Origin of the sequence: Luteimonas gilva, from assembly GCF_005239095.1 — a bacterium.
GTDB lineage: Bacteria > Pseudomonadota > Gammaproteobacteria > Xanthomonadales > Xanthomonadaceae > Luteimonas_C > Luteimonas_C gilva.
On record NZ_SZUA01000002.1, the window covers coordinates 415,015 to 438,424 of the forward strand.

General features: G+C 67.8%; 21 protein-coding genes. 10 read left to right on the forward strand and 11 right to left on the reverse strand.

What is annotated here, in order from left to right; all coding sequences use genetic code 11:
* Nucleotide 1 precedes the first annotated feature (1 nt).
* Nucleotides 2–2,215, reverse strand: coding sequence for a primosomal protein N' (locus FCE95_RS09830; RefSeq protein WP_137266846.1), 2,214 nt, complete (start codon nucleotides 2,213–2,215; stop codon nucleotides 2–4).
* Nucleotides 2,216–2,658: 443 nt separating this feature from the next.
* Here FCE95_RS09830 and FCE95_RS09835 point away from each other — a divergent pair, with 443 nt between their 5' ends.
* Nucleotides 2,659–3,630, forward strand: coding sequence for a hypothetical protein (locus FCE95_RS09835; protein ID WP_137266847.1), 972 nt, complete (start codon nucleotides 2,659–2,661; stop codon nucleotides 3,628–3,630).
* Entirely contained in the window at nucleotides 3,617–4,246 is a 630-nt protein-coding gene (locus FCE95_RS09840; RefSeq protein WP_137266848.1) for a DUF3106 domain-containing protein, read from the forward strand. The genes FCE95_RS09835 and FCE95_RS09840 overlap by 14 nt, the downstream gene beginning before the upstream one ends.
* On the opposite strand, the gene FCE95_RS09845 is transcribed toward FCE95_RS09840, so the two are convergent.
* Complete coding sequence (locus FCE95_RS09845) at nucleotides 4,240–4,611, reverse strand: DUF4286 family protein (RefSeq protein ID WP_137266849.1); 372 nt, start codon at nucleotides 4,609–4,611, stop codon at nucleotides 4,240–4,242. The two genes, FCE95_RS09840 and FCE95_RS09845, sit on opposite strands and share 7 nt — an antisense overlap.
* Before the next feature lie 7 nt (nucleotides 4,612–4,618).
* A complete protein-coding gene (locus FCE95_RS09850; protein WP_137266850.1) occupies nucleotides 4,619–5,866 on the reverse strand; it encodes a DUF3667 domain-containing protein in 1,248 nt (415 codons plus the stop codon).
* Between the two features lie 98 nt (nucleotides 5,867–5,964).
* Between FCE95_RS09850 and FCE95_RS09855 the strand changes: the two genes are divergently transcribed.
* The 3 genes from FCE95_RS09855 (at nucleotide 5,965) to FCE95_RS09865 (ending at nucleotide 10,579) form a co-directional block, all read left to right on the forward strand.
* Nucleotides 5,965–7,350: an MATE family efflux transporter gene (locus FCE95_RS09855; protein WP_137266851.1), complete on the forward strand. Its 1,386-nt coding sequence runs from the start codon at nucleotides 5,965–5,967 to the stop codon at nucleotides 7,348–7,350.
* Nucleotides 7,351–7,403: 53 nt separating this feature from the next.
* Nucleotides 7,404–9,290, forward strand: coding sequence for a signal peptide peptidase SppA (gene sppA / locus FCE95_RS09860; RefSeq protein WP_137266852.1), 1,887 nt, complete (start codon nucleotides 7,404–7,406; stop codon nucleotides 9,288–9,290).
* 134 nt (nucleotides 9,291–9,424) lie between these two features.
* Nucleotides 9,425–10,579, forward strand: coding sequence for a YncE family protein (locus FCE95_RS09865; protein ID WP_137266853.1), 1,155 nt, complete (start codon nucleotides 9,425–9,427; stop codon nucleotides 10,577–10,579).
* Between the two features lie 605 nt (nucleotides 10,580–11,184).
* Here FCE95_RS09865 and FCE95_RS09870 read toward each other — a convergent pair.
* Nucleotides 11,185–11,421, reverse strand: coding sequence for a hypothetical protein (locus tag FCE95_RS09870; RefSeq protein ID WP_137266854.1), 237 nt, complete (start codon nucleotides 11,419–11,421; stop codon nucleotides 11,185–11,187).
* A 60-nt stretch (nucleotides 11,422–11,481) separates the two neighbouring features.
* Between FCE95_RS09870 and FCE95_RS09875 the strand changes: the two genes are divergently transcribed.
* Complete coding sequence (locus FCE95_RS09875) at nucleotides 11,482–12,258, forward strand: SDR family oxidoreductase (RefSeq protein ID WP_137266855.1); 777 nt, start codon at nucleotides 11,482–11,484, stop codon at nucleotides 12,256–12,258.
* Nucleotides 12,259–12,437: 179 nt separating this feature from the next.
* Here the strand turns inward: FCE95_RS09875 and FCE95_RS09880 are convergent, their stop codons facing one another.
* The 7 genes from FCE95_RS09880 to FCE95_RS09910 all read right to left on the reverse strand — a co-directional run bounded on the left by FCE95_RS09880 (nucleotide 12,438) and on the right by FCE95_RS09910 (nucleotide 20,015).
* Nucleotides 12,438–13,091, reverse strand: a complete 654-nt coding sequence (locus FCE95_RS09880; protein WP_137266856.1) for a DUF4124 domain-containing protein — start codon at nucleotides 13,089–13,091, stop codon at nucleotides 12,438–12,440.
* Nucleotide 13,092: 1 nt separating this feature from the next.
* Nucleotides 13,093–13,779: a DUF4124 domain-containing protein gene (locus tag FCE95_RS09885; protein WP_137266857.1), complete on the reverse strand. Its 687-nt coding sequence runs from the start codon at nucleotides 13,777–13,779 to the stop codon at nucleotides 13,093–13,095.
* A gap of 100 nt (nucleotides 13,780–13,879) precedes the next feature.
* Complete coding sequence (gene tsaC, locus FCE95_RS09890; protein WP_137266858.1) at nucleotides 13,880–14,443, reverse strand: L-threonylcarbamoyladenylate synthase type 1 TsaC; 564 nt, start codon at nucleotides 14,441–14,443, stop codon at nucleotides 13,880–13,882.
* Nucleotides 14,444–14,455: 12 nt separating this feature from the next.
* Nucleotides 14,456–16,951, reverse strand: a complete 2,496-nt coding sequence (locus FCE95_RS09895; RefSeq protein ID WP_137266859.1) for a DNA topoisomerase I — start codon at nucleotides 16,949–16,951, stop codon at nucleotides 14,456–14,458.
* Between the two features lie 166 nt (nucleotides 16,952–17,117).
* On the reverse strand, nucleotides 17,118–17,591 hold the full coding sequence (locus FCE95_RS09900) for a DUF494 family protein (RefSeq protein WP_137266860.1): 474 nt from the start codon (nucleotides 17,589–17,591) through the stop codon (nucleotides 17,118–17,120).
* Nucleotides 17,588–18,769 carry a DNA-processing protein DprA gene (gene dprA / locus FCE95_RS09905; protein ID WP_137266861.1) on the reverse strand — a complete coding sequence of 394 codons (1,182 nt, stop codon included), beginning with the start codon at nucleotides 18,767–18,769 and terminating at the stop codon, nucleotides 17,588–17,590. Before dprA ends, FCE95_RS09900 begins: the two co-directional genes overlap by 4 nt.
* Nucleotides 18,770–18,842: 73 nt before the next feature.
* Nucleotides 18,843–20,015, reverse strand: a complete 1,173-nt coding sequence (locus FCE95_RS09910; protein WP_137267558.1) for a LysM peptidoglycan-binding domain-containing protein — start codon at nucleotides 20,013–20,015, stop codon at nucleotides 18,843–18,845.
* Nucleotides 20,016–20,159: 144 nt separating this feature from the next.
* Here FCE95_RS09910 and def point away from each other — a divergent pair, with 144 nt between their 5' ends.
* The 4 genes from def to rsmB all read left to right on the forward strand — a co-directional run bounded on the left by def (nucleotide 20,160) and on the right by rsmB (nucleotide 23,399).
* Entirely contained in the window at nucleotides 20,160–20,675 is a 516-nt protein-coding gene (gene def / locus FCE95_RS09915) for a peptide deformylase (RefSeq protein ID WP_137266862.1), read from the forward strand.
* Nucleotides 20,676–20,803: 128 nt separating this feature from the next.
* Entirely contained in the window at nucleotides 20,804–21,727 is a 924-nt protein-coding gene (fmt, locus tag FCE95_RS09920; protein WP_137267559.1) for a methionyl-tRNA formyltransferase, read from the forward strand.
* A complete protein-coding gene (locus FCE95_RS09925; RefSeq protein WP_137266863.1) occupies nucleotides 21,724–22,092 on the forward strand; it encodes a hypothetical protein in 369 nt (122 codons plus the stop codon). Before fmt ends, FCE95_RS09925 begins: the two co-directional genes overlap by 4 nt.
* Complete coding sequence (rsmB, locus tag FCE95_RS09930; protein ID WP_137266864.1) at nucleotides 22,089–23,399, forward strand: 16S rRNA (cytosine(967)-C(5))-methyltransferase RsmB; 1,311 nt, start codon at nucleotides 22,089–22,091, stop codon at nucleotides 23,397–23,399. The genes FCE95_RS09925 and rsmB overlap by 4 nt, the downstream gene beginning before the upstream one ends.
* Nucleotides 23,400–23,410 lie beyond the last annotated feature (11 nt).

Below are 23,410 nucleotides of genomic sequence, written 5' to 3' on the forward strand. Positions count from 1 at the left end.
GTCAGTACAAGTCCATGGGATCGACGTCGAGCGACCAGCGTACCTTGCGCGCCTCGGGCAAGGCGTAAACGGCGGGCAGGGCGGTTTCCAGCGCGACGTGCAATTCTCGCCGATTCGGCGCGCTCAGCAGCAATTGCGCGCGATGCATGCCGGCGCGCTTGGGCATCGGCGCCGGCAGCGGCCCCTGCAGTCGCACTCCGCGCGTCGCAACCAGTCGTTCTCCTCCTTTTTCAAAGGGGGGAAAAGCTTGTCTCGCCGCGTTCAAGAAAGCCATCGGCGCATCGGCGTGCTTGGCTTCGGCGCGCAGCAGCGCCAAATGCGCGAAGGGCGGAAAGCCGGCGGCTTCGCGTTGCGCGAGTTCGTTCTCGGCGAAGGCGTGATAGCCGCCGTGGATCAGCGTCTGCAGCAAAGGATGTTCGGGATGGTGGGTCTGCAGCCACACCTCGCCCGGTTTCTCCGCGCGGCCGGCACGGCCGGCGACCTGGATCAGCAATTGCGCCAGCTTTTCGCCCGCGCGGAAATCGGCCGAGAACAAACCCTCGTCGATGCCGACCACCGCGACCAGAGTCAGGTTCGGCAGATCGTGCCCCTTGGCCAGCATCTGCGTGCCGACCAGTACGCCGGGTTGTTCGCCGAATTCCTCGAACAATTTTTCCAGCGCGTCTTTGCGGCGCGTGCTGCCGCGATCGATGCGCACGACCGGCACGTCGGCGAACTGTTCCGCCAACGCCGCTTCGATCCGTTCGGTGCCCGCGCCCTGCGGCTGCAGCGCCAAGCTCGCGCAATCCGGACAGGCGTTGGGCGCGGATTGGCGCGCGCCGCAGTGGTGGCACTGCAGGCGGCGGCCGCCGGCGTGCACGGTCATCGGGGCGTCGCAACGTTTGCAGTGCGCGCTCCAACCGCAGTCGTGGCAGATCAGCACCGGCGCGTAGCCGCGGCGGTTCTTGAACACCAAGGCTTGGCCGCCGGCGTCGACCGCCTGCCGGATCGCGCCGCGCAACTCCGCCGACAATCCGGCTTCCAACGGCCGCTTGCGGATGTCGAGCACGCGCACCGACGGCGGCTTCGCTTCGCCGGCGCGTTGCGGCAGCCGCAAATGGCGGTACCGGCCCTGGCGCGCGTTGTGCAGCGATTCCAGCGACGGCGTGGCGCTGCCCAGCAGCACCGGCACGTCCAGGGTTTTGCCGCGGACCAGGGCGAAATCGCGGGCGTGGTAGCGGATGCCGTCCTGCTGCTTGTAGCTGGCGTCGTGTTCTTCGTCGATCACGATCAGGCCGGCTTCCGGCAGCGGCGTGAACACCGCCGAGCGCGTGCCGACGATCACGCGCGCCTCGCCGCGCCAGGCCGCGGCCCAGGTGCGCGCGCGTTCGCCGTCGCTCAGGCCCGAGTGCAGCGCGTGCACGGGCACGCCCAGGCGCGCGCGGAAGCGGGCCAGCATCTGCGGGGTCAGGCCGATTTCGGGCACCAGCACCAAGGCCTGCTTGCCGCGCGCCAGGCATCGCGCGATCGCCTGCAGATAGACCTCGGTCTTGCCGCTGCCGGTGACGCCGTCGAGCAGGAAGGGCGCGAAGTCGTCGGCGGCGGCGACCGCGGCGATCGCTTCGGCTTGCGCCGCATTCGGTTCGGGCCCGGTTCGCCCGGCGGGCGCGAGCTGCGACGCCGGCACCGCGACGCGCTCCGCGTAGCCGCGTTGCGCCAGGGCGCGCGCGGCGCTGCGCCAACCCTCTTGCGCGTCGTCGAGCGCGTCTTCGCCCCAGCTGCCGTGCTGCAGGCGCTCGGCCAGCAGACGCGGCCGGCTGCCGTTGCGCAATCCCGCCAAACCGGTCAGGCCGGCTTCGCTCAATCGCCAGGCCCAGACGTGCGTGTCGGGCAAGGCTTCGCCGCGGCGCAGCGCGGCCGGTAGCGCGGTGGCGAAGACCTCGCCCAGCGGCGCGTGCGTGTAGGCGGCCAGCCAGCGCAGCGACGCGAGCAGCTCGCCGTGGAACAGCGCGGCATCGTCGGGATAGGCGAGCGCCGCCTTGAGTTCGGCATCGGGATCGTCCGCCGCACCCACCGCGGCCACCACGCCGATCAGCTCGCGGCTGCCGAAAGGCACGCGCACGCGGCGGCCGACGTCTTCCTGGCCGGCGGCGAGCGCCGCGGGCGGCCGGTAATCGAACAGGCGCGGCAGCGGCAACGGTAACGCGATTTTGAGCGCAAGTTCGGACGCGGGCATCGCGTCAGTCTAGCGAGCGCGAGGCTCGCGCCGTGAGATGTCGGCAGTTGCGCGCCAAACCTGCTGCGCGGCGCAGATAACCCACGCAAACTACCGCCGCAAAAGGAGATTCGCCTTTATCCACATCAGCTGTGGATAACCCTGTGCAAGCCGGCCGACCCGATGCGCGCAAACGCGTGAAAGTAAGCGTTTCGCGTAAGCTGGCGAAAAAAACGCCAATCGACATATTCCCATCTGAATCAATCACATAGCTGTGAAACAGAAGCGCAACATAGCGTGATGGCCCGGTTAAGACCGGGTCGGTGACAGTTTATTGACCGCTGTGAACAACTGGATTTTCCGCAAACCCTTGTCCCGCCTCGCTGAGCGGCGTTCGGACCGCTTGTCAAGCATGGTCCGCGGGGTGCGCATCGGTATCATGCGGCGACGATGAAACCCGCACGATGACCGCGCCTTCTCTTTCCGACGCCAGCGGCGTGCCGGCGGCCATCAATGCCTTCCTGCGCGGCGTGGAACGCCGCGGCGCGGTGTTCGCCGAGCTGCAATGCGGCGATGCCGTGGCCGGCGATGCGGCCTTGGCCGCGGCGATGCGCGCTTTCCAAACCAGCGTCGCGAAGGCGCCGATGGGCGAATGGCCGCACCGCTTCTGGAGCCTGCTGCTGGCCACGCCGATGCTGCGCCGGGCGAACGCTTTGCCGATCCGCCACGACGCCCTGGCGCCGCTGACGCGGGTCGGCCACGGCCCGCGCGCCGCCTTGTTGCTGCGCTTGGCCGCCGGCTTGGGCGAAACCGAGGGCGCGGCGGCCTTGGGCATCGCTCCAGCCACCTACCGGCTCGCGTTGCAACGCGCCCTGCCGCGCCGCGCCGACGGCAGCGCCGACGCGTCGGCATGGCAGGCGCTGGCGAGCGCCGTGCAAGCGACGATCAAGCAACTGCCGCCGCAACGCCTGGCGCACCTGGCCAAGTTGCGCGAAAGCGCCCTGCGCCCGGTCGCCAAGCGCAGCGTCGCCCCGGCGCGGCTCGAGGCGCCCGAACCGTCCGCGCCGCGCAGGGGATGGCGCATCGCGTTGTGGGCGAGCGCGTCCGCCTGCGTGCTGGCGCTGGCCGCGACGTTCTTGTGGCCGGGCAAGCGCCCGCCCGAACGCAACGATGCGCCGGACATCCGCACCGTGTCCTTGCCCGATGCAGAACCGCCGGCTTCGCGCTACGACGCCGAACTGGCGCGGCTGAGCGATCGCGACTTCGATCTGTTGCTGGATGCGCGCGACGAAGCGGTCTATCTCGATTTGGATTTCTACGCCTGGTACGCCGCGCAAGCGGCGATGCCCGCGACGGGCCGCGTTCCGGCCCCACCGGGCGCGACGGACCCCGCGCAGGACGACGATCATCCGGAGACCAGCGATGCGACGCTCTAGCGCTTTCCTGTTCGCGGCGCTCGCCGCCGTCGCCGCAGCCGCAACGGCGGCGCTGTCGCCGCAACACCAGGCCTTGCTCGACCAACTGCCGGTGGCGCAGCGGGTGGAACTGGAACAGCGGCAGGCGCGATGGCGGGCGTTGTCGCCGGTGGAGCAAGCCGTGTACGGGCAGCGCGAATTGCGCTGGCAGGCGCTGCCCGAAGCGGTCCGCCGCGAGCGCCGCGAGCGCTGGCAAGCCTGGCGGGCGCTGCCGGAAAACGAGCGCGCGCAGTTGCGGCGCGCCGCGGCGGATTGGGCCGCTTTGCCGCCCGAACGGCAACGGCCGGTCCGCGCGCAATTCGATGCGCTGGACGGCCGCGAGAAGCACGGTTGGCTGCTCGGTCCCACGCTTGGCGCCGAGTACGTCCGCTTGCAGCCGCTGCTGGCCTTCGTCGAAGCCGAGGAACGCGCGCGTCTGCTGCAAACGCTGCGCGAGATGAACCCGGCCGAGCGCGCCGATCTGGCGGTGCTCGCGCAGCGCGTGCCGCCGGATGCGCGCGAGGCGCTGCGCCGCGAGCTGCTGTCCACCGCCGCCGCCAACCGCGGCGAATGGCTGCGCCGACGCCTGGATCAGTAGTGCGGATCGGCCGGGGACGGTTCGCGGTCCATCGTGACCACGTGCCGCATCACCCGCCGCGTGGTGCGGAAACGGTTGCCGAACTGTTCCAGGCTGCTGGCCCGGAAGCGCATGGCGTGATCGCGCAGATAGGCGTCCAGCGCGGCCGCGTCGCGCAGGAAGAATTGGACGCACATCGCCTGCCGGCCCGCGTCGGGACCCGGCGCGAGCAGATTGTGGATGCGGGCGCTGATGAAGCCGGGCAGAGCGACCATCTCGCGCACGTGGACGTCCATCCAGGCGCGGTAGTCGTCGGCCAGCACGGCGTCGACCTCCACATTCACTTCGTAGACGACGTGGCCGTCGGGGGCGGCCGGTGGTGGCATCGGCGGATCACATTCGGACCAGGCTGAACAGCATGGTGAACATCGCGCCGGTTGTCAGCAGCAAGAAGTAACAGAAGCCCAACAAACAGTATTTCAGCAGGGTCAGGGTCCAGCCCTGGCGGTAGACCCGCTTCTGCATGATCAAAAGATAGATCGGCATCCATAGCCAAAGCAGGGCCTCGATCCAGCCGAACAGGCCGTGAAGGAAGCCGGAATCGGGCGCCAGCCAGTTCTGCAGCGCGATCGTCACGAACATCAGCAGCAGGGCCAGGCACAGGAAGGCGTGGCTGTGCAGGGCCACGATCAGGTGCTCCATGTACAGCCGGCGCTTGAAGACGTACAGGATCTTCAGCATCAGCGCGAACAGCGGCAGCATGATGAAGAGCGTGGACGGGACCGCGCCCAGCAACGCGTCCTTGAAGGCGTCCGGGTCTTCCTTCAGGCGCTTGATGTTGCCCTTGCCGCGTCCGACCTGGACGTTGATCCAGTCGTTGGCGAATTTCGGCAGCCAGGGCACGGTGAGGGGATTGGTCTTAGGATCCCACGGCCGGCCGTTGAAAGACACGTTGAGGTCTTCATCGTCGTCGTCCGCCTTCTTGGCGGCGGCGTCCTGCGCCAGCGGCGCCCCGGCCGGAGCGGACTTCGCCGGTGCTTTCGCGTCCTGCGGGCCTTTCGCCAGGGCTTTCGCCTGCTCGGCGCGCAGGGCCGCGATGCGTTCGTCGGCTTTCTTGCGGATCGCGCGCTCGCCCATCCGCAGGCCCACGTCCGCGCCGGGCGTGCCTTCGGTCTGCTTGCGCGCCTTGGTGATCTCGGCGAGCGCCTCGTCGCGCGCTTTCTCCACTTCCTCGATGCTGGCGGCTTTGGCGAAGCTGTCGTTGTTGTCGCCGTCTCCGAATTTGACCGCGCCGTCGCCGAAGCTGACGGTGAACTGCGCGATGAAGAAGGTGACGATGCTGATGAAGACGAACAGCCGCACCGGGCTGACGTAGCGCACGCGGCGGCCGGCGAAGTATTCGGTCGTCAGATAGCCGGGCTTGGCGAACAACGGCCAGATCGTGCGCGGCAGGCGCGTGTCCAGGTTGAGCACGCTGTCGGCGAAATCGCCCAGGATGCTGGAAAAATGCCGCACCAGCCCCTTCACCGGCTGGCCGCAGGCGTAGCAGTACTCGCCGAGCAGTTCGCGCCCGCAGTTCTCGCATTTGCGCGCGGGCGCAGGCGCGTCGGCGGGCGCGGCGGCGGCTTGCGGTTCGGTCATCGTGCTTCCCCCGAAAGACGCGCTAAGATAGCCTCCAGCCGCGACCCGGCGCCAGCGCACGATTCCTTCGCGCGGCTGCAGTCGCCGGATTTCCCCGCATGTCGCACGTCACGCCCACGCCGGCGCGCTTCCGCGATGAAGTGCGCACCTCGGCCACGCTCGCCGCGCCGCTGGTCGCCGGACACCTGTCGTCCGGTTTGATCGGTTTCGTCGACAGCGTGATCGCCGGCCATCACGGCACCGATACGCTGGCCGCGGTCGCGGTCGGCACGGCTTTGTTTTGGCTGCCGATGATGATCCCGATGGGCACGCTGCTGTCGCTGCCGCCGACCGTTTCGCAATTGGACGGCGCGGGCCAGCGCGAGCGGATCGGTCCGGTCTTCCGCCAGGCCTTGTGGCTGTCCATCGGCCTGGGCGTGTTGCTGTTCCTGTTCCTGACCTTCGTCGTGCACGCGCTGGAGCCGATGGGCATCGCGCCGGAAATCCGTCCCGGCGCGACCGCGTTCCTGCACGGCATCCGCTGGGGCATTCCCGCCTTCACGCTGTACTTGTGCATGCGCTATCTGAGCGACGGCCTGCATTGGACGCTGCCGACGATGCTGCTCGGCTTCGGCGGCTTGCTGGTGCTGATCCCGCTGGGTTACGCGCTGACCTACGGTTTCGGGCCGTTGCCGTCGCTGGGCGCGGGCGGATTGGGCATCGCTTCGGCGATCATGATGTGGGCGCAGGCGCTCGCGTTCGCGGTGTATCTGTGGCGCGCGCGGCGCTTCGCCGACCTGGGCCTGTTCGCGCGTTTCGACCCGCCGCAATGGACGCTGATCCGCAGCTTGCTGGCGACCGGCTTGCCGATCGGCATCACCATCGCGATGGAAGGCGGCTTGTTCATCACCACCGCGCTGCTGATCGGGCGCTTGGGCGACGTGCCCGTCGCTGCGCACCAGATCGCGATCAACGTCGCCAGCCTGTGCTTCATGATACCGGTCGGATTGGCCGAAGCGACGACGGTGCGGGTCGGCCACGCGCTCGGCCGCGGCGATCGCGACGGCCTGCGTCGCGCGGCGTTCGCCGGTTACGCGATCGTGCTGTGCACGCAGACGCTGTCGGCGCTGGTGCTGTTGACCGGCAACGACGCGATCGTATCGCTGTACACGGCCGACGCCACGGTCGCCGCGCTGGCCGCAACCTTGCTGCTGTTCGCGGCGGCGTTCCAATTCCCGGACGGCATCCAAGTGCTGTCGGCCGGCGCCCTGCGCGGACTCAAGGACACGCGGGTGCCGATGTTCCTGGCCGCCTTCGCCTACTGGGGCCTGGGCATGCCGCTCGGCGCCGGGCTCGGCCTGGGCATGGGCTGGGGGCCGAAAGGCATGTGGATCGGCCTGATCGTCGGCCTGACCGCGGCCGCCACCCTGCTCTGCAGCCGGTTCTTGCGCTCCTCCCGACGAGCCCCCATGGTGCGGGAAGGCGCAGTGACCAACGACGCATGAAAGCCCGGCGCCCGCCGGGCTAAGCTGCAGGCCGGTTTCGGGAGTATCAGGTAATGAATGAAGTGCGCCGCCGCGGCCCCATCGCCCGCGTCCTCGTCGGCATCTGGGATGGCGTGAATTTCGCGCGCCGTTTGGTGTTCAACCTGATCTTCCTGTTCTTCGTGCTGTTGCTCCTGATCCTGTGGGGCGCCGGCGACCGGGTCGCGCCGCTGGTGGGCCGCACCACCCTGGTGATCGCGCCGGAAGGAAAGCTGGTCGAGCAATACAGTTCCGACGCCTTCAGCCGCGCCTTGTCCAAGGCGATGGGCGACAAGGAAGGCGAAGAAGTGCAGCTGCGCGACTTGTTGCGCGGCATCGAGGCGGCCAAGGACGACAAGCGCATCGAACGCGTGCTGCTGCGCGTGGATCGCCTGCGTCCGAGCGGCTACGCGCAATTGCGCGAAGTGGCCGCGGCGCTGGCGCGACTGCGCGCGGCGGGCAAGCAGGTGATCGCTTACGGCGATTATTTCGAACAGTCGCAATACTTGCTGGCGGCGCAGGGCAGCGAGGTCTATCTGGATCCGATGGGCGGCCTGTTGCTGGAAGGCCTGGCCGGCTATCGCCAGTACTACCGCGAAGGCCTGCAGGACAAGCTCGGCATCGACTTCCACTTGTTCAAGGTCGGCGAATACAAATCCGCGGCCGAGCCTTTCATCCTCGATTCCGCTTCGCCCGAATCCAAGCAGGCCGACCTGTTCTGGATGAACGACGTGTGGCAGCGCTATCTCACCGACGTCGCCAAAGCGCGCAAGCTGACGCCGCAGCAGCTGGCGGCCGGCATCGACACCTTGCCCGAAGGCATCGCCGCGGCCGGCGGCGATCTGGCCCGCTTCGCGCTGCAGCAGAAGCTGGTCGACGGCCTGAAGACCCGCACCGAAGTCGACGAATTGCTGGCCGAGCGCGGCGTCGCCGACGCGGATGCCGAAGGCGGTTTCCGCCAGATCGACCTGGGCGGCTATCTGCGCCAGATCGACAGCGGCCTGGGCGCGGTCGACGAGCGCCCGCAGGTGGCGGTCGTCGTCGCCGAAGGCGAAATCACCGGCGGCGAACAGCCGCCGGGCCGCGTCGGCGGCGAATCGACCGCGGCGCTGCTGCGCGCTGCGCTGGACGACGACAAGGTCAAGGCGCTGGTGCTGCGCGTGTCTTCGCCCGGCGGCGAAGTGTTCGCCTCCGAGCAGATCCGCCGCGAAGTCGTGGCGCTGAAGGAAGCGGGCAAGCCGGTGGTGGTGTCGATGGGCAATGTGGCTGCCTCCGGCGGCTACTGGATCAGCATGAACGCCGACCGGATCTATGCCGATCCGTCGACGATCACCGGTTCGATCGGCATCTTCGGGCTGTTCCCCACCTTGCCGCGCGCGCTAGACAAGATCGGCGTGCACACCGACGGCGTGGCCACCACCCGCTTCGGCGGCGCGTTCGACGTGACCCGCACGCTGGATCCGGACGTGGGCCAGGTGATCCAGAACGTGATCGACAAGGGCTACCGCGATTTCACCGGCAAGGTCGCGCAGGCGCGCAAGAAGAGCGTCGAGCAGATCGACGAAGTCGCGCGCGGCCGCGTATGGACCGGCGCGCAGGCGAAGGAGCGCGGCCTGGTCGACGAATTCGGCGGTATCGACGCCGCGGTCGCCGACGCGGCGCGGCGCGCCAAGCTCGGCAAGCCGGGCGAGTACCGCGTGCAATACGTGGAAGGCGCCGGCACGCCGTTCCAGCGCTGGTTCGCCGGCTTCGCGGAAAGCAAGATCGGCGCGGCTTGGCTGGCCCGTTCCGACGTCGCGCGCAGCCTGCTGACGCGCGCCGCACCGCGCGCGAGCGACGATCTGCGCTTCCTGCAGAACGCGATCGAACCGGGCAACGGCCCGCGGGTGAAGGCCCTGGCTTACTGCTTCTGCGGGCTTTGATCTGCCTGCAAATCCGTCGCGCTTCGGCGCGACCGCCGCTTGCTTTTGTGGGAGGGGCTTCAGCCCCGACAACCAGTCGGGGCTGAAGCCCCTCCCACAAAGCTAAACGTTTCGCTATCCGACAGAGGTTCCGCGTGCGTCGTATCCGTTCGTTGTCCGCAGTGCTGCTCGCCGCTGCGCCGGCCTTGGCGATGGCGCAGGTGGTGGGCGTCGCGCTGGATCCGAAAGCGGTGCTGGTGGACGGCGAGTTGAAAGTGCTGCCTTCGCCGCCCGCCGATTCGGCGGTGTTTTTGCGGTTCGACGGCGCCAAGGCGAAAGAGATCGGGCGCGTGCCCGCAGCGACCAGTTTCCAGGGCCCGCCGTCGAGCGTGGCGATTTCGGCCGATGCCAAGCTGGCCTTGGTGACGGCGTTCATGCGCATCGATCCGGCCGATCCGAGCAAGCTCGCACCGGAAAAGAAGCTGACAGTAGTGGACCTGTCCGCATCGCCGATCGAGGCCGTGCAAACGCTCGAACTGGGCGCGCAACCTTCCTCGGTCGCGCTGAATCGCGCCGGCACGATAGCGTTGGTGCCGCACACCGCCGACGACAGCGTGACCGTGCTGGCGATCGCCGACGGACGCGCGCGCGTCGTCGAAAAAATGGCGATGGAAAAAGGCTCCGGACCGCTCGGTGCCGCGTTCAGTCCCGACGGCCGGCGCGCCTTGATTTCGTTCCCGAACGCGGGCCGGGTGGGCGTGTACGCGGTCGAGAACGGACGCTTGAAGACGCCGGCGATCCGCGAGATGACGGCAGGCATCTGGCCGACCGCGCTGTCGTATTGCGGCGACAGCGGCCTGGCCGTGGTCGCCAATTACGGCAAGGTCGGCGGCGATGCGGACACCGTCAGCCTGCTCGACGTGGCCGGCGAGCATCCGCGGGTGATCGACACCGTCACCGTCGGTCCGTCGCCGGAAGGCGTCGCCTGTTCGCCCGACGGCCGCTACGCCGCGGCCGCGCTGCAGAACATGAGCACGGTGGCGAAAAGTTCGCCGTTCCATTCGCCGCGAAGCAAGCTCGCGGTGCTGAAGATCGACAACCGGCGCTTGCACCGGTTGGCGGAGGCGGCGTTCGGGCCGTGGGCGCAGGGCGTCGGTTTCCTCGACGATTCGCGCACGCTGTTCGCGCAGAGCATGGGCGACCGTTCGATGCATCTGTTCCGCATCGAAGGCGATGCGCTGAAGGCCGCCGCGCCGCCGATCGTCTTCGTCGACGGCGCGCCGACGGCGTACGGGATTTCGGGGCGCTGATCGTCACCCTCGTTCGTTCTCCGACGCGATAGAAATCCTCACGTCGTCATCCCAGCGCAAGCTGAGATCCATTTTGCTTTGCTCTTAAGCTGTCATCCCGGCGAAACGAGCAAAGCGAGTTAACGGCGAAGCCGGCCCGAAGGGCGAGCGCGCAGCGCGAGTCAAGCCGGGATCCAGGCCATCCGAGAAACTGGCAAGTCGCGATGCGACTCGCATCATGGACAAAGGCTTCCGGGCTGACGCCCGGGTCGCTTTCTTTGCTGGCACAAAGAAAGTAACCAAAGAAAGTGCCTAAATTCAACGGCGGTGCGTGAAGTCGCGCGTCTTGATCCATCGGGCGTTGTAGCGGGACAGCACTCCCACTCTCAGTCTCGGTCCGTAGTTCGATGGCGGGCCGTTCGTATTGGCGTCGCTTCGCTTTGTGGTCGCTGGCGTCCATGAAACGTAGCTGCGCGGAGAGAGGTTTCTTGGCGACTCCCGTCGCGATGTGGGTGCGGCGCAGCTCTCGAATCCGGCTTGACTCGCGCTGCGCGCTCGCCCTTCGGGCCGGCTTCGCCGTTAACTCGCTTTGCTCGTTTCGCCGGGATGACGAGCTGTACTGACGCTCAGCCGCCTTCCGCTTCGATCTGCGCGCGCTGCTTTTCGGCCGCGTCCTGCACCGCCTTGTCGGCGGCCTTGGCCTTGTCGATCGGTTCTTTGATCGCATCGCGCAGTTCGGTGTGCGCGGCTTGGGCTTGGGCTTGGGGTTCGGGTTTCTGCTCGGCCGGCGGCGGTTCCGGCGCGCGGCAGGCGGCGCAGGCGGCGATCGCGAGCAGCAGGGCGGTGCGGGTGAGCGTGGGCATCGCAGCGTCCTTGTGGGGTCCGGCGCTATGCTACGCCGATCCGGTGCAGACGAGGCGAACATGGATCCCCACCGCTGGCGGCTCGACGGACAACTGGCCCTGGTCACCGGCGGCAGCGCCGGCATCGGCCGCGCCATCGCGCGCGAGCTTATGGGCCTGGGCGCGCGCGTGATCATCGCCGCGCGCGACGGCGACGCGCTCGAATCGGCCCGCGACGAACTGGCCGACGAATTCCCCGACGGCGAGGTCCGCGGCGTGATCGGCGACGTCGCCGACGACGAGCAGCGCCGCGAAGTCCTGGATTTCGTCGAAGACATCGGCGACGGCCTCAACATCCTGGTCAACAACGCCGGCGGCAACCTCACCAAGAACGCCACCGACTACACCGAAGACGAATGGCGGCAGATCTTCGAGGTCAATCTGTTCTCGGCCTTCGAACTGTCGCGTTACGCGCATCCGCTGCTGACCCAGCACGCCTCGTCGAGCATCGTCAACGTCGGCAGCGTATCCGGCGCCACCCACGTGCGTTCCGGCGCGCCTTACGGCATGAGCAAGGCCGGGATGCACCAGATGACCAAGAACCTGGCCGTGGAATGGGCCGAGGACGGCGTGCGCGTCAACGCCGTCGCGCCCTGGTACATCCGCACCCGGCGCACGTCCGACAAATTGGCCGATCCGGATTATCTGGACGAAGTGCTGCTGCGCACGCCGCTGGGCCGCGTCGGCGAACCGGAAGAAGTCGCCGCCGCGGTGGCCTTCTTGTGCCTACCCGCGGCCAGCTACATCACCGGCGAATGCATCGCGGTGGACGGCGGGTTCTTGCGTTACGGGTTTTAAAAGTTGAGCCCTCTCCACCGGCGCGGGCCGGGGGGGGGTGAGGGTTCGGCGAAGCGAGAATGTTTCCGATGCGATGGATATCGTCGGCGGAACGATGCCATCGCGACTTGGTCCAACATCATTCCACCGAACCCTCATTCGGCGCTGCGCGCCACCTTCTTCCGATGGGAGAAAGTCGCTCACTCCGCCGGACAGCTCTCGCGCAATACGGTTTGCGAGCGTTCCAGCGCGGCCTTGGCGTTGGCGGCTTGTTCGCCGGTGCCGAAACGGGCCGCGGTCCGCGCTTCTTCGGCGCGTTGGCGCCAAGCTGGGCACAGCTGTTGATCGGCGATGGGCTGGCAAGGGTCGCGCATCATCTCGCAAACCGTGCCCGCGCCGGTGGCCGGATTGCCGTCCAGGCCGACGGCCTGCATCGGCACGCAGCGGCGCGGCTGCAGATCCGTATCGCTGAAATAGACCTCGCGCTGCAGATTCGCGCAACGGTATAAGGCCGGCGGCGGAACCAGCGCCGCGGGCGGCGTCGACGGAACAAGCGCCGGAGCGGCAGCCGGCGGCGTCGCTTTCGCCGCAGCGAGTGCCGGTTGCGCGGCGGTCACGGGCGCCGATGTCGCTGCGGGAGCGGCGCTGGGCGCAGCCGCCGCGTTTGTCGGCGCCGTCGCCGCCGGCGTTTCGATCACGCGCTTTTCCTGCTTGCTGCCTTTCGGGCAACGCACGTCGTTCTGCAAGGTCACCGCGCCCTTGGCGTCGGTGCATCGGTACATGACGATCCGTTGCTGCGCGGCGGCGGCGTCGCAGCAGCACAGCGCGATCAGCAGTCCGAACGCGATGCGCAAATCAGTAGGCCCGGCAGTCGTTGTTCATGCGCGCGCGCAAGCCGCGCTCCTCGTCGTCCAGCACGGCGCGTTCGCTCGGCATCGCGTTGAGATAGCGGCGCTTGATTTCCCACAAACGGTCGTCCAGGCGCGAGCAGACCTCTTCCTGCGGCAAGGCATGGCATTCGTCGGCGACGTAAGTGCTGCCGGCGTAGATCGCCGGCGCGGGATGGACCGGATGCGGACGCGTGGGCGGGCCGATATTCGGCGGACGCGGCGTCGGGCGTACCGCGATGCTGGCCGCGGTGCCGGTGCGGAACGAAGTCGCGGGCCAGGGATAGCCCAAGGTCCACAACGGCACCCAGCGCGGATTGCCGGCATCGGTATCGCTGGTGTAGCGCTCGCCGTCGGGCGTGACGCATTCGTACAGCGGGCGCGGCGGCGCGACGGTCACGTAACGCACTTCCACCTGTTTTTTCGGCTCGACCGCGGGCAACGGCGTCGGCGCGACCGGACGCGGCGGCGGATCGACCGGCTTCTGGAAAGTGCGGGTTTCCTGCTGTTCGCCCTTGGCGCAGGGCGTGTCGCGCAAAGTCAATTTGCCTTTCGCATCGACGCAGCGGTACAGGGTGATTTCCGCCGCTTGCGCGCCGGTGCAGGCGCAGGCGAGCAGTGCGGCCAGCAAGCCAGGGCGGAAGGGCGGGCGCATGCCGGCATCTTGCGCCGGTTCATCGCAGCGCGGAAGCGCGGGCGGTTCGCGTATCCGCGAGGCGTCGGCCGCGGTTCATTTTGTTCAAGGAAGCGTGCACCTAGAGGCGCAGCACCGCGCCGGTGAGAGCGTCGCGGATCGTGGTCGGACGGTCCAGATGCGAGGTTTCGCCGTCCAGGCGGCCGTCCGTTTGCGCGAGCAGGTCCGGATCCAACGCCGCCAGGCTGGCCGCAGGCGGTTCGCCGGCGCGGTTGGCGCTGGTCGACACCAGCGCGCCGCCGAACACCGTGCACAGCGTGACGACCACCGGATGCGCAGTCACCCGGACGGCGATGCCCTCGTGCGCGCCGGTGATCCAGCGCGGCGCGCGGCGGCTGGCCGGCATCACCCAGGTGTGCGGGCCGGGCCAGGTGGCCAGCACCTCGGCCAGGCGTTCGCTCGGCAGCGCGGTCAGATCGAGATAGGGGCGCAATTGGTCCAGGTTCGCGGCGATCAGGATCAGGCCTTTGTCGACCGGACGCTGCTTGATCGCGAGCAGGCGCATCACCGCCGCTTCGTCGTCGGGATCGCAGCCCAAACCCCAGACCGCTTCGGTCGGATAGGCGAGCACGCGCCCATTTTTCAGAGCGGTGGCGGCGTCGGCGAGGGAGAGGGGTTGCAGCATGGCGAAAGCACGTCAGAACGGCGCGTCGTCGCCGGCAGCGGGTGCTTTCTTTTTGACGACTTTCTTCGCCGCCTTCTTCGCGGTCTTCTTGGCGGCGGCTTTCTTAGCCGTTTTCTTCGCGGCTTTCTTGGCCGGCGCCTTCTTGGCGGCCTTCTTCGCCGGCGCGGTTTCCTTCTTCTTCGGCGCCGCCTTCTTCGCCGCGAAGCGGCCGCGGCCGCGCATCGGTTTGCCGGTTTCTTCCATCAGCTTCTGCACTTCTTCCAACGTCAGCGAAGCGGGTTCGCGGTCCTTGGGAATGCGGCCGTTGAGCTTGCCGTCGCTGATGTAGGGGCCGAAGCGGCCGTTCAGCACCTGGATGTCGCTGCCTTCGAAGGACTTGATGATCCGGTTGCGCGCGATCTCTTCCTTCTCGGCGATCAGGAACACCGCCCGCGCCAGGTCGATCGTGTACGGATCGTCTTCCTTCTTCAGCGAAGCGTAGGTCGAGCCGCGCTTGGCGAACGGGCCGAAGCGGCCGATGCCGACGCTGACTTCCTCGCCGTTGTCTTGGCCGAGTTTGCGCGGCAGGCGGAACAGGTCGATCGCTTCTTCCAAAGTGATCGTATGCATGCTTTGGCCGGGGCGCAGGCTGGCGAAGGTCGGTTTGTCTTCGTCGTCGGCGGTGCCGATCTGCGCGTACGGCCCGTAGCGGCCCAGGCGCACGCTGACCGGTTTTCCGGATTTGGGATCGGTGCCGAGTTCGCGCGCGCCGGTGGCTTCGTTGCGGTCGACCGATTCGGTCTTCTCTTCGACCAATTCCTTGAACGGACCCCAGAATTTCTCCATCAGCGGCACCCACTCTTCCTCGCCGCGCGACACCGCGTCGAGTTCGTCCTCGAGCTTGGCGGTGAAGTCGTAGTCGACGTATCGGGTGAAGTGGCCGCTTAAGAACTTCGATACCGCACGGCCGACGTCGGTCGGACGGAAGCGGCGGTTCTCCAGCTCCGCGTATTTGCGGAACTGCAGCGTCTGGATGATCGAAGCGTAAGTCGAAGGACGGCCGATGCCGTATTCCTCCAGCGCCTTCACCAGCGAGGCTTCGGAAAAGCGCGGCGGCGGCTCGGTGAAGTGCTGGTCGGTGTGGATGCGGTCCAGCGGCACGCGCTCGCCCGGCTTCATCGGCGGCAGCTTGCGGCCTTCGTCCTCGTCTTCGGCGGCCTTCTGGTCCTTGCCTTCTTCGTACACGGCCAGGAAGCCGGGATCGATGACGGTGGTGCCGCTGGCGCGGAAGTTGTGTTCGCTGCCGGCCGCCAGGTCGACGCTGACCGTGTTGAGCGTGGCCGGCACCATCTGGCAGGCGACGGCGCGCTTCCAGATCAGTTCGTACAGGCGGCGGCCGTCGTCGTCCAAATGCTTGGCGACTTGCGCCGGCGTGCGCAGCGCCGAAGTCGGGCGGATCGCTTCGTGCGCTTCCTGCGCGTTCTTCGATTTGGTCTGGTAGAAGTTCGGCTTGTCGGGCACGGCCTTGATGCCGAAGTCGCGCGCGATCACGTCGCGGATCTCGCTCAGCGCTTCGGCCGACAGGTTCACCGAGTCGGTACGCATATAGCTGATCAGGCCGACCGTGCCTTCGTCGCCGATCGCCACGCCTTCGTACAGCTTCTGCGCCACGCGCATGGTGCGCGAGGTGGTGAAGCCGAGCTTGCGCGAGGCTTCCTGCTGCAGGGTGGAAGTGGTGAACGGCGGCGACGGCCGACGCTTGCGTTCCTTGCTGGCGACGTCGGTGACGTGCAGCGCGCCGCCGGCGGCCGCGACGATGCGGCGCCGCGCTTCCTCGGCGGTGTCGCCGTCGGTGATGGTGAACTGTTCGAACTTCTTGCCGTCGAGCTTGGTCAGCTTGGCGGTGAACGGCTGCGAGGCGTGCGCGCACTCGGCTTCGATCGTCCAGTATTCGCGGGCGACGAAGGCTTCGATCTCTTCTTCGCGCTCGACGATCATGCGCAGCGCGGGCGACTGCACGCGCCCGGCGGACAGGCCGCGCTGCACCTTGCGCCACAGCACCGGCGACAGGTTGAAGCCGACCAGGTAATCCAGCGCGCGCCGCGCTTGCTGCGCGTCGACCAGGTCGCTGGCGATGCTGCGCGGCTTGAGCATCGCTTCCTTGATCGCGCGCGGCGTGATTTCGGTGAACACCACGCGCTGCAGGGTCTTGTCCTTGAGCAGGCCGCGCTCTTTCAGGATCTCCGCGATGTGCCAGCTGATCGCCTCGCCTTCGCGGTCCGGGTCGGTCGCCAGGAAGATGCCCTCGGCGACCTTGGCGGCCTTGGCGATGGCGTCGACGTGCTTCTCGTTCTTGTCGATCAGGTCGTAGCGCATCCGGAAGCCGTCGTTCGGATCGACCGCGCCTTCCTTCGGCACCAGGTCGCGGACGTGGCCGTAGGAGGCCAGGACGGTGAAGTCCTTGCCGAGGTATTTGTTGATCGTCTTGGCCTTGGCGGGCGACTCGACGATAAGCAGGTTCTTGGCCATTGCGGGGGAGGTTTCCGGGCGGGGCGTTAAGCCGGCGCCAAACATGAGTACAGAAGGGAACGCCCGAGGCCGGGGCCTCGGGCGTTCAGGTTCGTTCTTTTTATAGTGGAATCACGGCGGCCTGCCGCCTGTCAAGCGGCGGCCGTGGAAATTGTGCGGCGGGCCGCTAGTGCACGGGCTCGGGTTCGTCGGCGAACATCTGGGTTTCCATCCAGGCGTAGGCGGCTTCGGAGCCGGGTTGGTTGAACAGCACCATCAGCACGACCCACTTCAGATCGTCCAGGTCCAGTTCGTCCTGATCCAGGGCCATGGCGCGGTCCAGCACCAGTTCGCGCTGGTCGGCGTCCAGGATCCCGTGCTGCTCCAGGAACAGCAGGAAACCGCGGCATTCCACGTCCAGCTTGTCCAATTCCGGGCCGAAATAGACCCGGGTCGGGCCGTCGCTGCGCGCGCTGCCGGCCGCCGGGCGCTGTTCGGCCAGGGCGTCGAGCCAGTCGAAAGCCTTGCTGATCTCGGCGGGGCTGAAGCCGGCCTGGATCAATCCGTTCTGGAGGGAGTCGCGATCGCGGACGGGATCGGCGTCGTCGGTGAAGTAGTGTTCGAAGAGGTAAAGCAGTACGTCCAGGATGCTCTCTTTCATTTCCCTCGGCCTGCGCCGGTCTCCGGCGCGTTGGGGGACAGGGTCTTGCGGGTGTAGCGGCCGTGTCGGTTGCTCACAAGGCCCTCAAGCTCCATGACCAGCAGCATGGAGGACAGTTCCGCGGCCGTCAATCCGGTGCGTTCGATCAAGCGATCCATACCGGTGGGGTCGTGTCCTAAGGCTGTCCACAACTTGTGGTAGTCGGGGTCGTCGAGCAGAGCCGGCGATAACGTCGCCGTCGCGGCTTCGACGGAAGTGGAAATGGGGCCTTCCAAGCGGTTGCGCAAGGTCGTCGCCAAGCTCGCTGCGACCGGCAGCACGGCGGCGATCACCTCGTCGGCGGTCTCCGCCAGCGCGGCGCCGTCGCGGATCAATTGGTGGCAGCCCCGGGCGAGGGCGTTGTGGATCGAACCGGGCACGGCGAACACCTCGCGGCCGGCATCGGCGGCTTGCTTGGCGGTGATCAGCGCGCCGGACCGCAGCGCCGCTTCGACCACCAGCGTGCCCAGGGACAATCCGGCCAGGATCCGATTACGGCTAGGAAAGTGCGAAGGCCGAGCCTGCGTGCCGGGCAAGTGTTCGCTCACCACCGCGCCGCGCGCGGCGATGCGGTCGCGCAACGCGGCGTTCTCGCGCGGATAGGCGACATCGGGCCCGGTGCCCAGCACGGCGACGGTCAATCCCGACGGCGCCGCCAGCGCGCCTTCGTGCGCGGCGGTGTCGATGCCCGCGGCCAAACCGCTGAGGACGGAGAATCCGGCGTCGGCCAAATCGCGGGCGAAACGGCGTGCGTTGTCGCGACCGCCGGGGCTGGGCGCGCGGCTGCCGACGATGGCCACCGACGGATGCCACAGCAACGCCGGATCGCCGTCGACGAACAAAGCCAGCGGTGGGCTGGACAGGCGCCGCAACTGCGGCGGATAGGCCGGATCGTGCCAACCCAGCAGATGATGTCCCGGCTGCGCCAGCCAAGCGCGCGCCGCGGCCAGCGTTTCGTCGGCGCATTGCGCCAGCGCGACCGTCTGCGTCTCGTCTAAGCCCGCTTCGCGCCATGCGCGCGGACCTGCGGCCAATGCGGCGGCGGGCGCGCCCAGCCGATCGAGCAAGCGCCGGCGCGGCGCGACCGCGCCGGGCAAAGCCTGCAGTTTCAACAATGCATCGAGGTCGTCGTCGGCCATCGCGCCAACCTAGCCCCGAAACGGCGACGGCGCCCGCAGGCGCCGTCGCTGAAATCTGTAGGAAAACCCCGGATCAGTACGTGGCGTCGGGGTGCTTGAGCGTGTAGCCCACCTTGGCCGGCTTGATGCCTTCCATCACCAATCCGTAGCTCATCTTGTCGAAGGTGCGGAACACCATCACGTGGCCGGCGAATTCGTCGGGCAATTGCACGCGGCTCTTCTTGGGCACCGACTGGTAGCTGCGGTCTTCGCCGTATTCGACTTTGTCGATGACGTTGCTGCCGTTGCGCCAGATCGAGAACACGGTGCCGTTGTCGACGCCGTCGCGGGCGCCGGCGGAGATCGCGATCACGTCGCGCGGGCCGCCGTAGCGGTCCGTATCGGCCACCGCCAGCACCTGGGCCTTGCCGATCGGCAATTGGGTTTTGGGCGCGTGCGGGAAGAACTGCAGGTCGTAGCCGTGCGCGTCGACCGGAATCAGGCGGTCGCCGATGCGCACTTCGCGGCCGGCTTCGTCGAGCAGCACGGTGGACGCTTCCACGTTGCCGACTTCGCCGCGGGTGACCGTGCCCAGGTTGACCCGGGCCAGTTCGTAGCCGAGCAGTTCGAGCGGGCCTTCGGACAGGACCATATTGGTCCAACCGGTATCCAGGTCGGCGGTCTGGGTCAGCAGGCGCTTGCCGCGGAAATCCAGGTCTTCCTTGAACGGCAGGTACTGGCCGTTGGACGTGCGGCGGGTCTGGGTGTAGCGCTGGGTCGGCCGCACGATCAGATAGCGCTGGCCCGGCTGGGCGCCCGCGAGGCCGCGGACGTAGACCACCTGGCCTTGCGAACCGCGCAGACGGTCTTCTTCCAGGCTGACCACGTAGGGCAGCTGCTCGAATTCGTCGACGACGCGCAGGTCCTTCAGGAAGGCTTCGATCTGGTCCAGCGGGATCGCGTTGATCGGCGCGGCCTGGCGCGGACCCGGCTGCACGGCCAGGCGGTCCAGGTAGGCCAGGCTGATCACGTCGCCCGGATAGATCAGATGCGGATTCTTGATCTGCGGGTTGGCCTGCCAGATTTCGGGCCACAGCCACGGCTTCTTCAGGAAGCGCGCCGAGATGTCCCACAACGTATCCCCGCGCTTCACCACGTAGGTGTCGGGGTGGTCGCCACGCCATTCGGCAGCCGTGGCGTAGGCGGCGACCGTCAAGGCCGCAACCGCAAAAACCGTACGAAGCCCCCGAGAAAGGCGCTTAAGCATGGCGGCCATCTACCCGCTCCCCTTGAGAATTTCCCCTGACAGCGGGGGCAATATAGCCCACAAACAGCGCCGCAAGGCAAGCTTTCCGGCGTTACAATCGCCCCAGCGCTTGCGCTTGTGACCGATGCCCCCATTTTTTACGCCATGGCCCTGTTAAACATCCTCGAATTCCCCGATCCGCGCCTGCGCACCAAGGCGGTGCCGGTGGATCCCGCGCGGCTGGCCGATCCGGAATTCCAGCGCCTGTTCGACGACATGTTCGAAACCATGTACGAAGCTCCGGGCATCGGTCTGGCCGCCAGCCAGGTGGACGTGCACCAGCGCTTCATGGTGATCGACGTATCGGAAGAGAAGAATCAGCCATTGGTGTTCGTCAATCCGAACATCGTCGCCAAGGCCGGCGAGCAGGTTTACCAGGAGGGCTGCCTGTCGGTGCCGGGCATTTTCGCCGACGTCACCCGCGCCAACGAAATCACCGTGCAGGCCCTGGACCGCCACGGCCAGCCGTTCGAGATGACCATCGACGGCCTGCTCGCGGTCTGCATCCAGCACGAGATGGACCATCTGGACGGCAAGCTGTTCGTCGACTACCTGTCGCCGCTCAAGCGCGAGATGGTGCGCAAGAAGCTGGCCAAGCAGAAGCGGCAGGATGCGGCTTGAGCGGCGCTGCGCGCAGCCAGGGGTGAGCGAAGAGAAGTGAGCAGTGAGGCGCAACATGCGCTCGCTGCCGCTTCCGCTCATTTCTCGCTCCTCTCCGCTCGCTTCTCACTTAGACTCTCCGCATGCCCTTGAGAATCGTTTTTGCCGGCACGCCGGATTTCGCCGTGCCCTCCTTGCGCGCCGCCGCTGCGCGCGGCGAAGTGGTCGCGGTGTACACGCAACCGGATCGCCCGGCCGGCCGCGGCCGCGAATTGCAGGCTTCGCCGGTGAAGCTCGAAGCGTTGAAGCGCGGCATTCCGGTGCTGCAGCCGGAAACGCTGAAAAGCGAGTTGTCGCGCGACGCGCTGCGCGCGCTGGAGCCCGACTTGATGGTGGTGGTCGCTTACGGCCAATTGCTGCCGCAGAAGATCCTCGACATCCCGAAATACGGCTGCTGGAACGTGCACGCTTCGCTGTTGCCGCGCTGGCGCGGCGCGGCGCCGATCCAGCGCGCGATCGAAGCCGGCGACCGCGAAACCGGCGTCTGCCTGATGCAGATGGAGAAAGGTTTGGACACCGGTCCGGTGCTGTTGTCGCAAAAGCTGGCGATCGGCGAGAACGAAACCGGCGGCGAACTGCACGACCGTTTGTCCGAGCTCGGCGCGCAGACCCTGGCCGACGGTTTGGGCCTGCTGCGCGCCGGCATCCGTCCGGTGGCCAAGCCGCAGCCGGAGACCGGCGCGACCTACGCGCACAAGCTCGAAAAAGGCGAAGCGAAATTGGATTGGACGCAATCCGCGCAGCGCCTGGCCGACAAGGTCCGCGCGTTCCAGCCCTGGCCCGTCGCCGAGGCGGAAGTCGCGGGCGAACGCTTGCGCATCCATGCTGCGGTCGCGTTGCCGCTGGCGCACCAAGCCGCGCCCGGCACGCTGCTCGTCGCCGGCCGCGACGGCATCGACATCGCCTGCGGCGAAGGCGCTTTGCGCATCCGCACGCTGCAGCGCGAAGGCGGCAAGGCGATCACCGCGGCCGATTACCTCAACGCAAGGCGCGACCTGCGCGCCGGCGCATGATCGGCGGCCTGCTCTCGAAAATCTTCGGCGCGCGTCCGGCCTGGATCGAAGGCGGCCTGTACGCTACTCGCCGCGAAGACGGCAGCTACGCCGCGCTGAAGATCCTGAAGACGGACGCGCAGGGCGTGCACGTGCGCACCTACAGCAACGTCTATCCGCAGCCTCCGACGCGGATCGACGAAGCCGCGCTGTACATGGCCGGCATCCACGACGGCGATGGAGAACATCTCGGCATGGGCCACTTGCCGGTGTCGCACGCGTCGTTTTCCGGTTGGGGCGCGGTTTTCGTCCAGCGCTCCACTGTTGCCGGCGACGAACTGGAAGGCTACGAGATGTGGCGCGAAGCCGAGGGTGGCTACTTTTGAATGACCAGCCTTCGCGCGCAGGCGTCAACGCGCGGATAGCGGCCGTGCGCACGTTGGACGCGGTGCTGCACCGCGGCCGTTCGCTGAAGGCCGAACTTGCCGCGGCGCTGCCGGGGCTCGAGGATCCGCGCGACCGCGCCCTGGTCGAGGCGATCTGCTTCGCCGCCCTGCGCCAGCGCGCGCGCTACGACGCTGCGCTCAAGGCGTGGATCGCCAAGCCCTTGACCAAGCGCGACAACGAGTTGCGCGCCTTGCTGATGGTCGGTTTCGCCCAGATCGACGCGCTCGGCCTGCCGGCGCATGCGGCGGTCGATGCGACCGTGGAAGCGGCGCGTTCGCTCGGCCGCGCGCACCAGGCCGGCATGGCCAATGCGTTGTTGCGCCGCGCGCTGCGCGAAAGCCTGCCGCCGGCGGATGCCGCGGACGCCTGGCCGCCCTGGCTGCGGATGAGGTTGCACGCGGATTGGCCGCAGGATTACCGCGCGATCGTGGACGCGGGCGCGACGCCTGCGCCGACCTGGCTGCGGGTGAACGCCCGGCGCGTCGCGCGCGACGTCTACGCCGGGAAACTGCGAGAGGCGGGCATCGAATCCATCGCGCCGGAGAATTTCGGCGAGGCGCTTCGCATCGAAGATTCGGTCGCCGTCGCCGCGTTGCCCGGTTTCGATGCGGGCGAAGTCTCGATCCAGGACGGTGCGGCGCAACGCGTCGCCGATGCGTTGTCGGCGGCGCCGGGCTCGCGCGTGCTCGACGCCTGCGCCGCGCCCGGCGGCAAAGCCGCGCATCTGCTCGAGCGCGACCCGTCGTTGCGTTTGACCGCAGTCGACAGCGATCCGAAGCGCCTGCGCAAAGTGGCGGAAACGCTGGCGCGGCTCGGCCTGGATGCCGGCGCCGAATTGCGCGCGGCCGACGCCGCCGATCCGCCGGGCTGGTGGGACGGCGCGGCGTTCGACGCGATCCTGCTCGACGCGCCGTGCTCGGCCACCGGCATCGTGCGCCGTCAGCCCGATATTTTGCTGCATCGGCGCGAACGCGACATCGTCGCGTTGACCGCATTGCAGGCGCGCTTGCTCGACGCGGCTTGGGCCATGCTGCGCCCCGGCGGCGTGCTTCTGTACGCGACGTGCTCGATCTTGAAGGCCGAGAACGAAGCCCAAATCGCCGATTTCCTCGCGCGCGCGCCCGATGCGTCCGCGGAAGATTTGGGCGACCGCTTCGGACGCATCGCCGGCGCAGGACGCCAGCGCCTGCCCGGCGAGGAAGGCATGGACGGTTTCTTCTACGCCCGGCTGCGCAAGAAAGCCTGAAACGGCTTTTT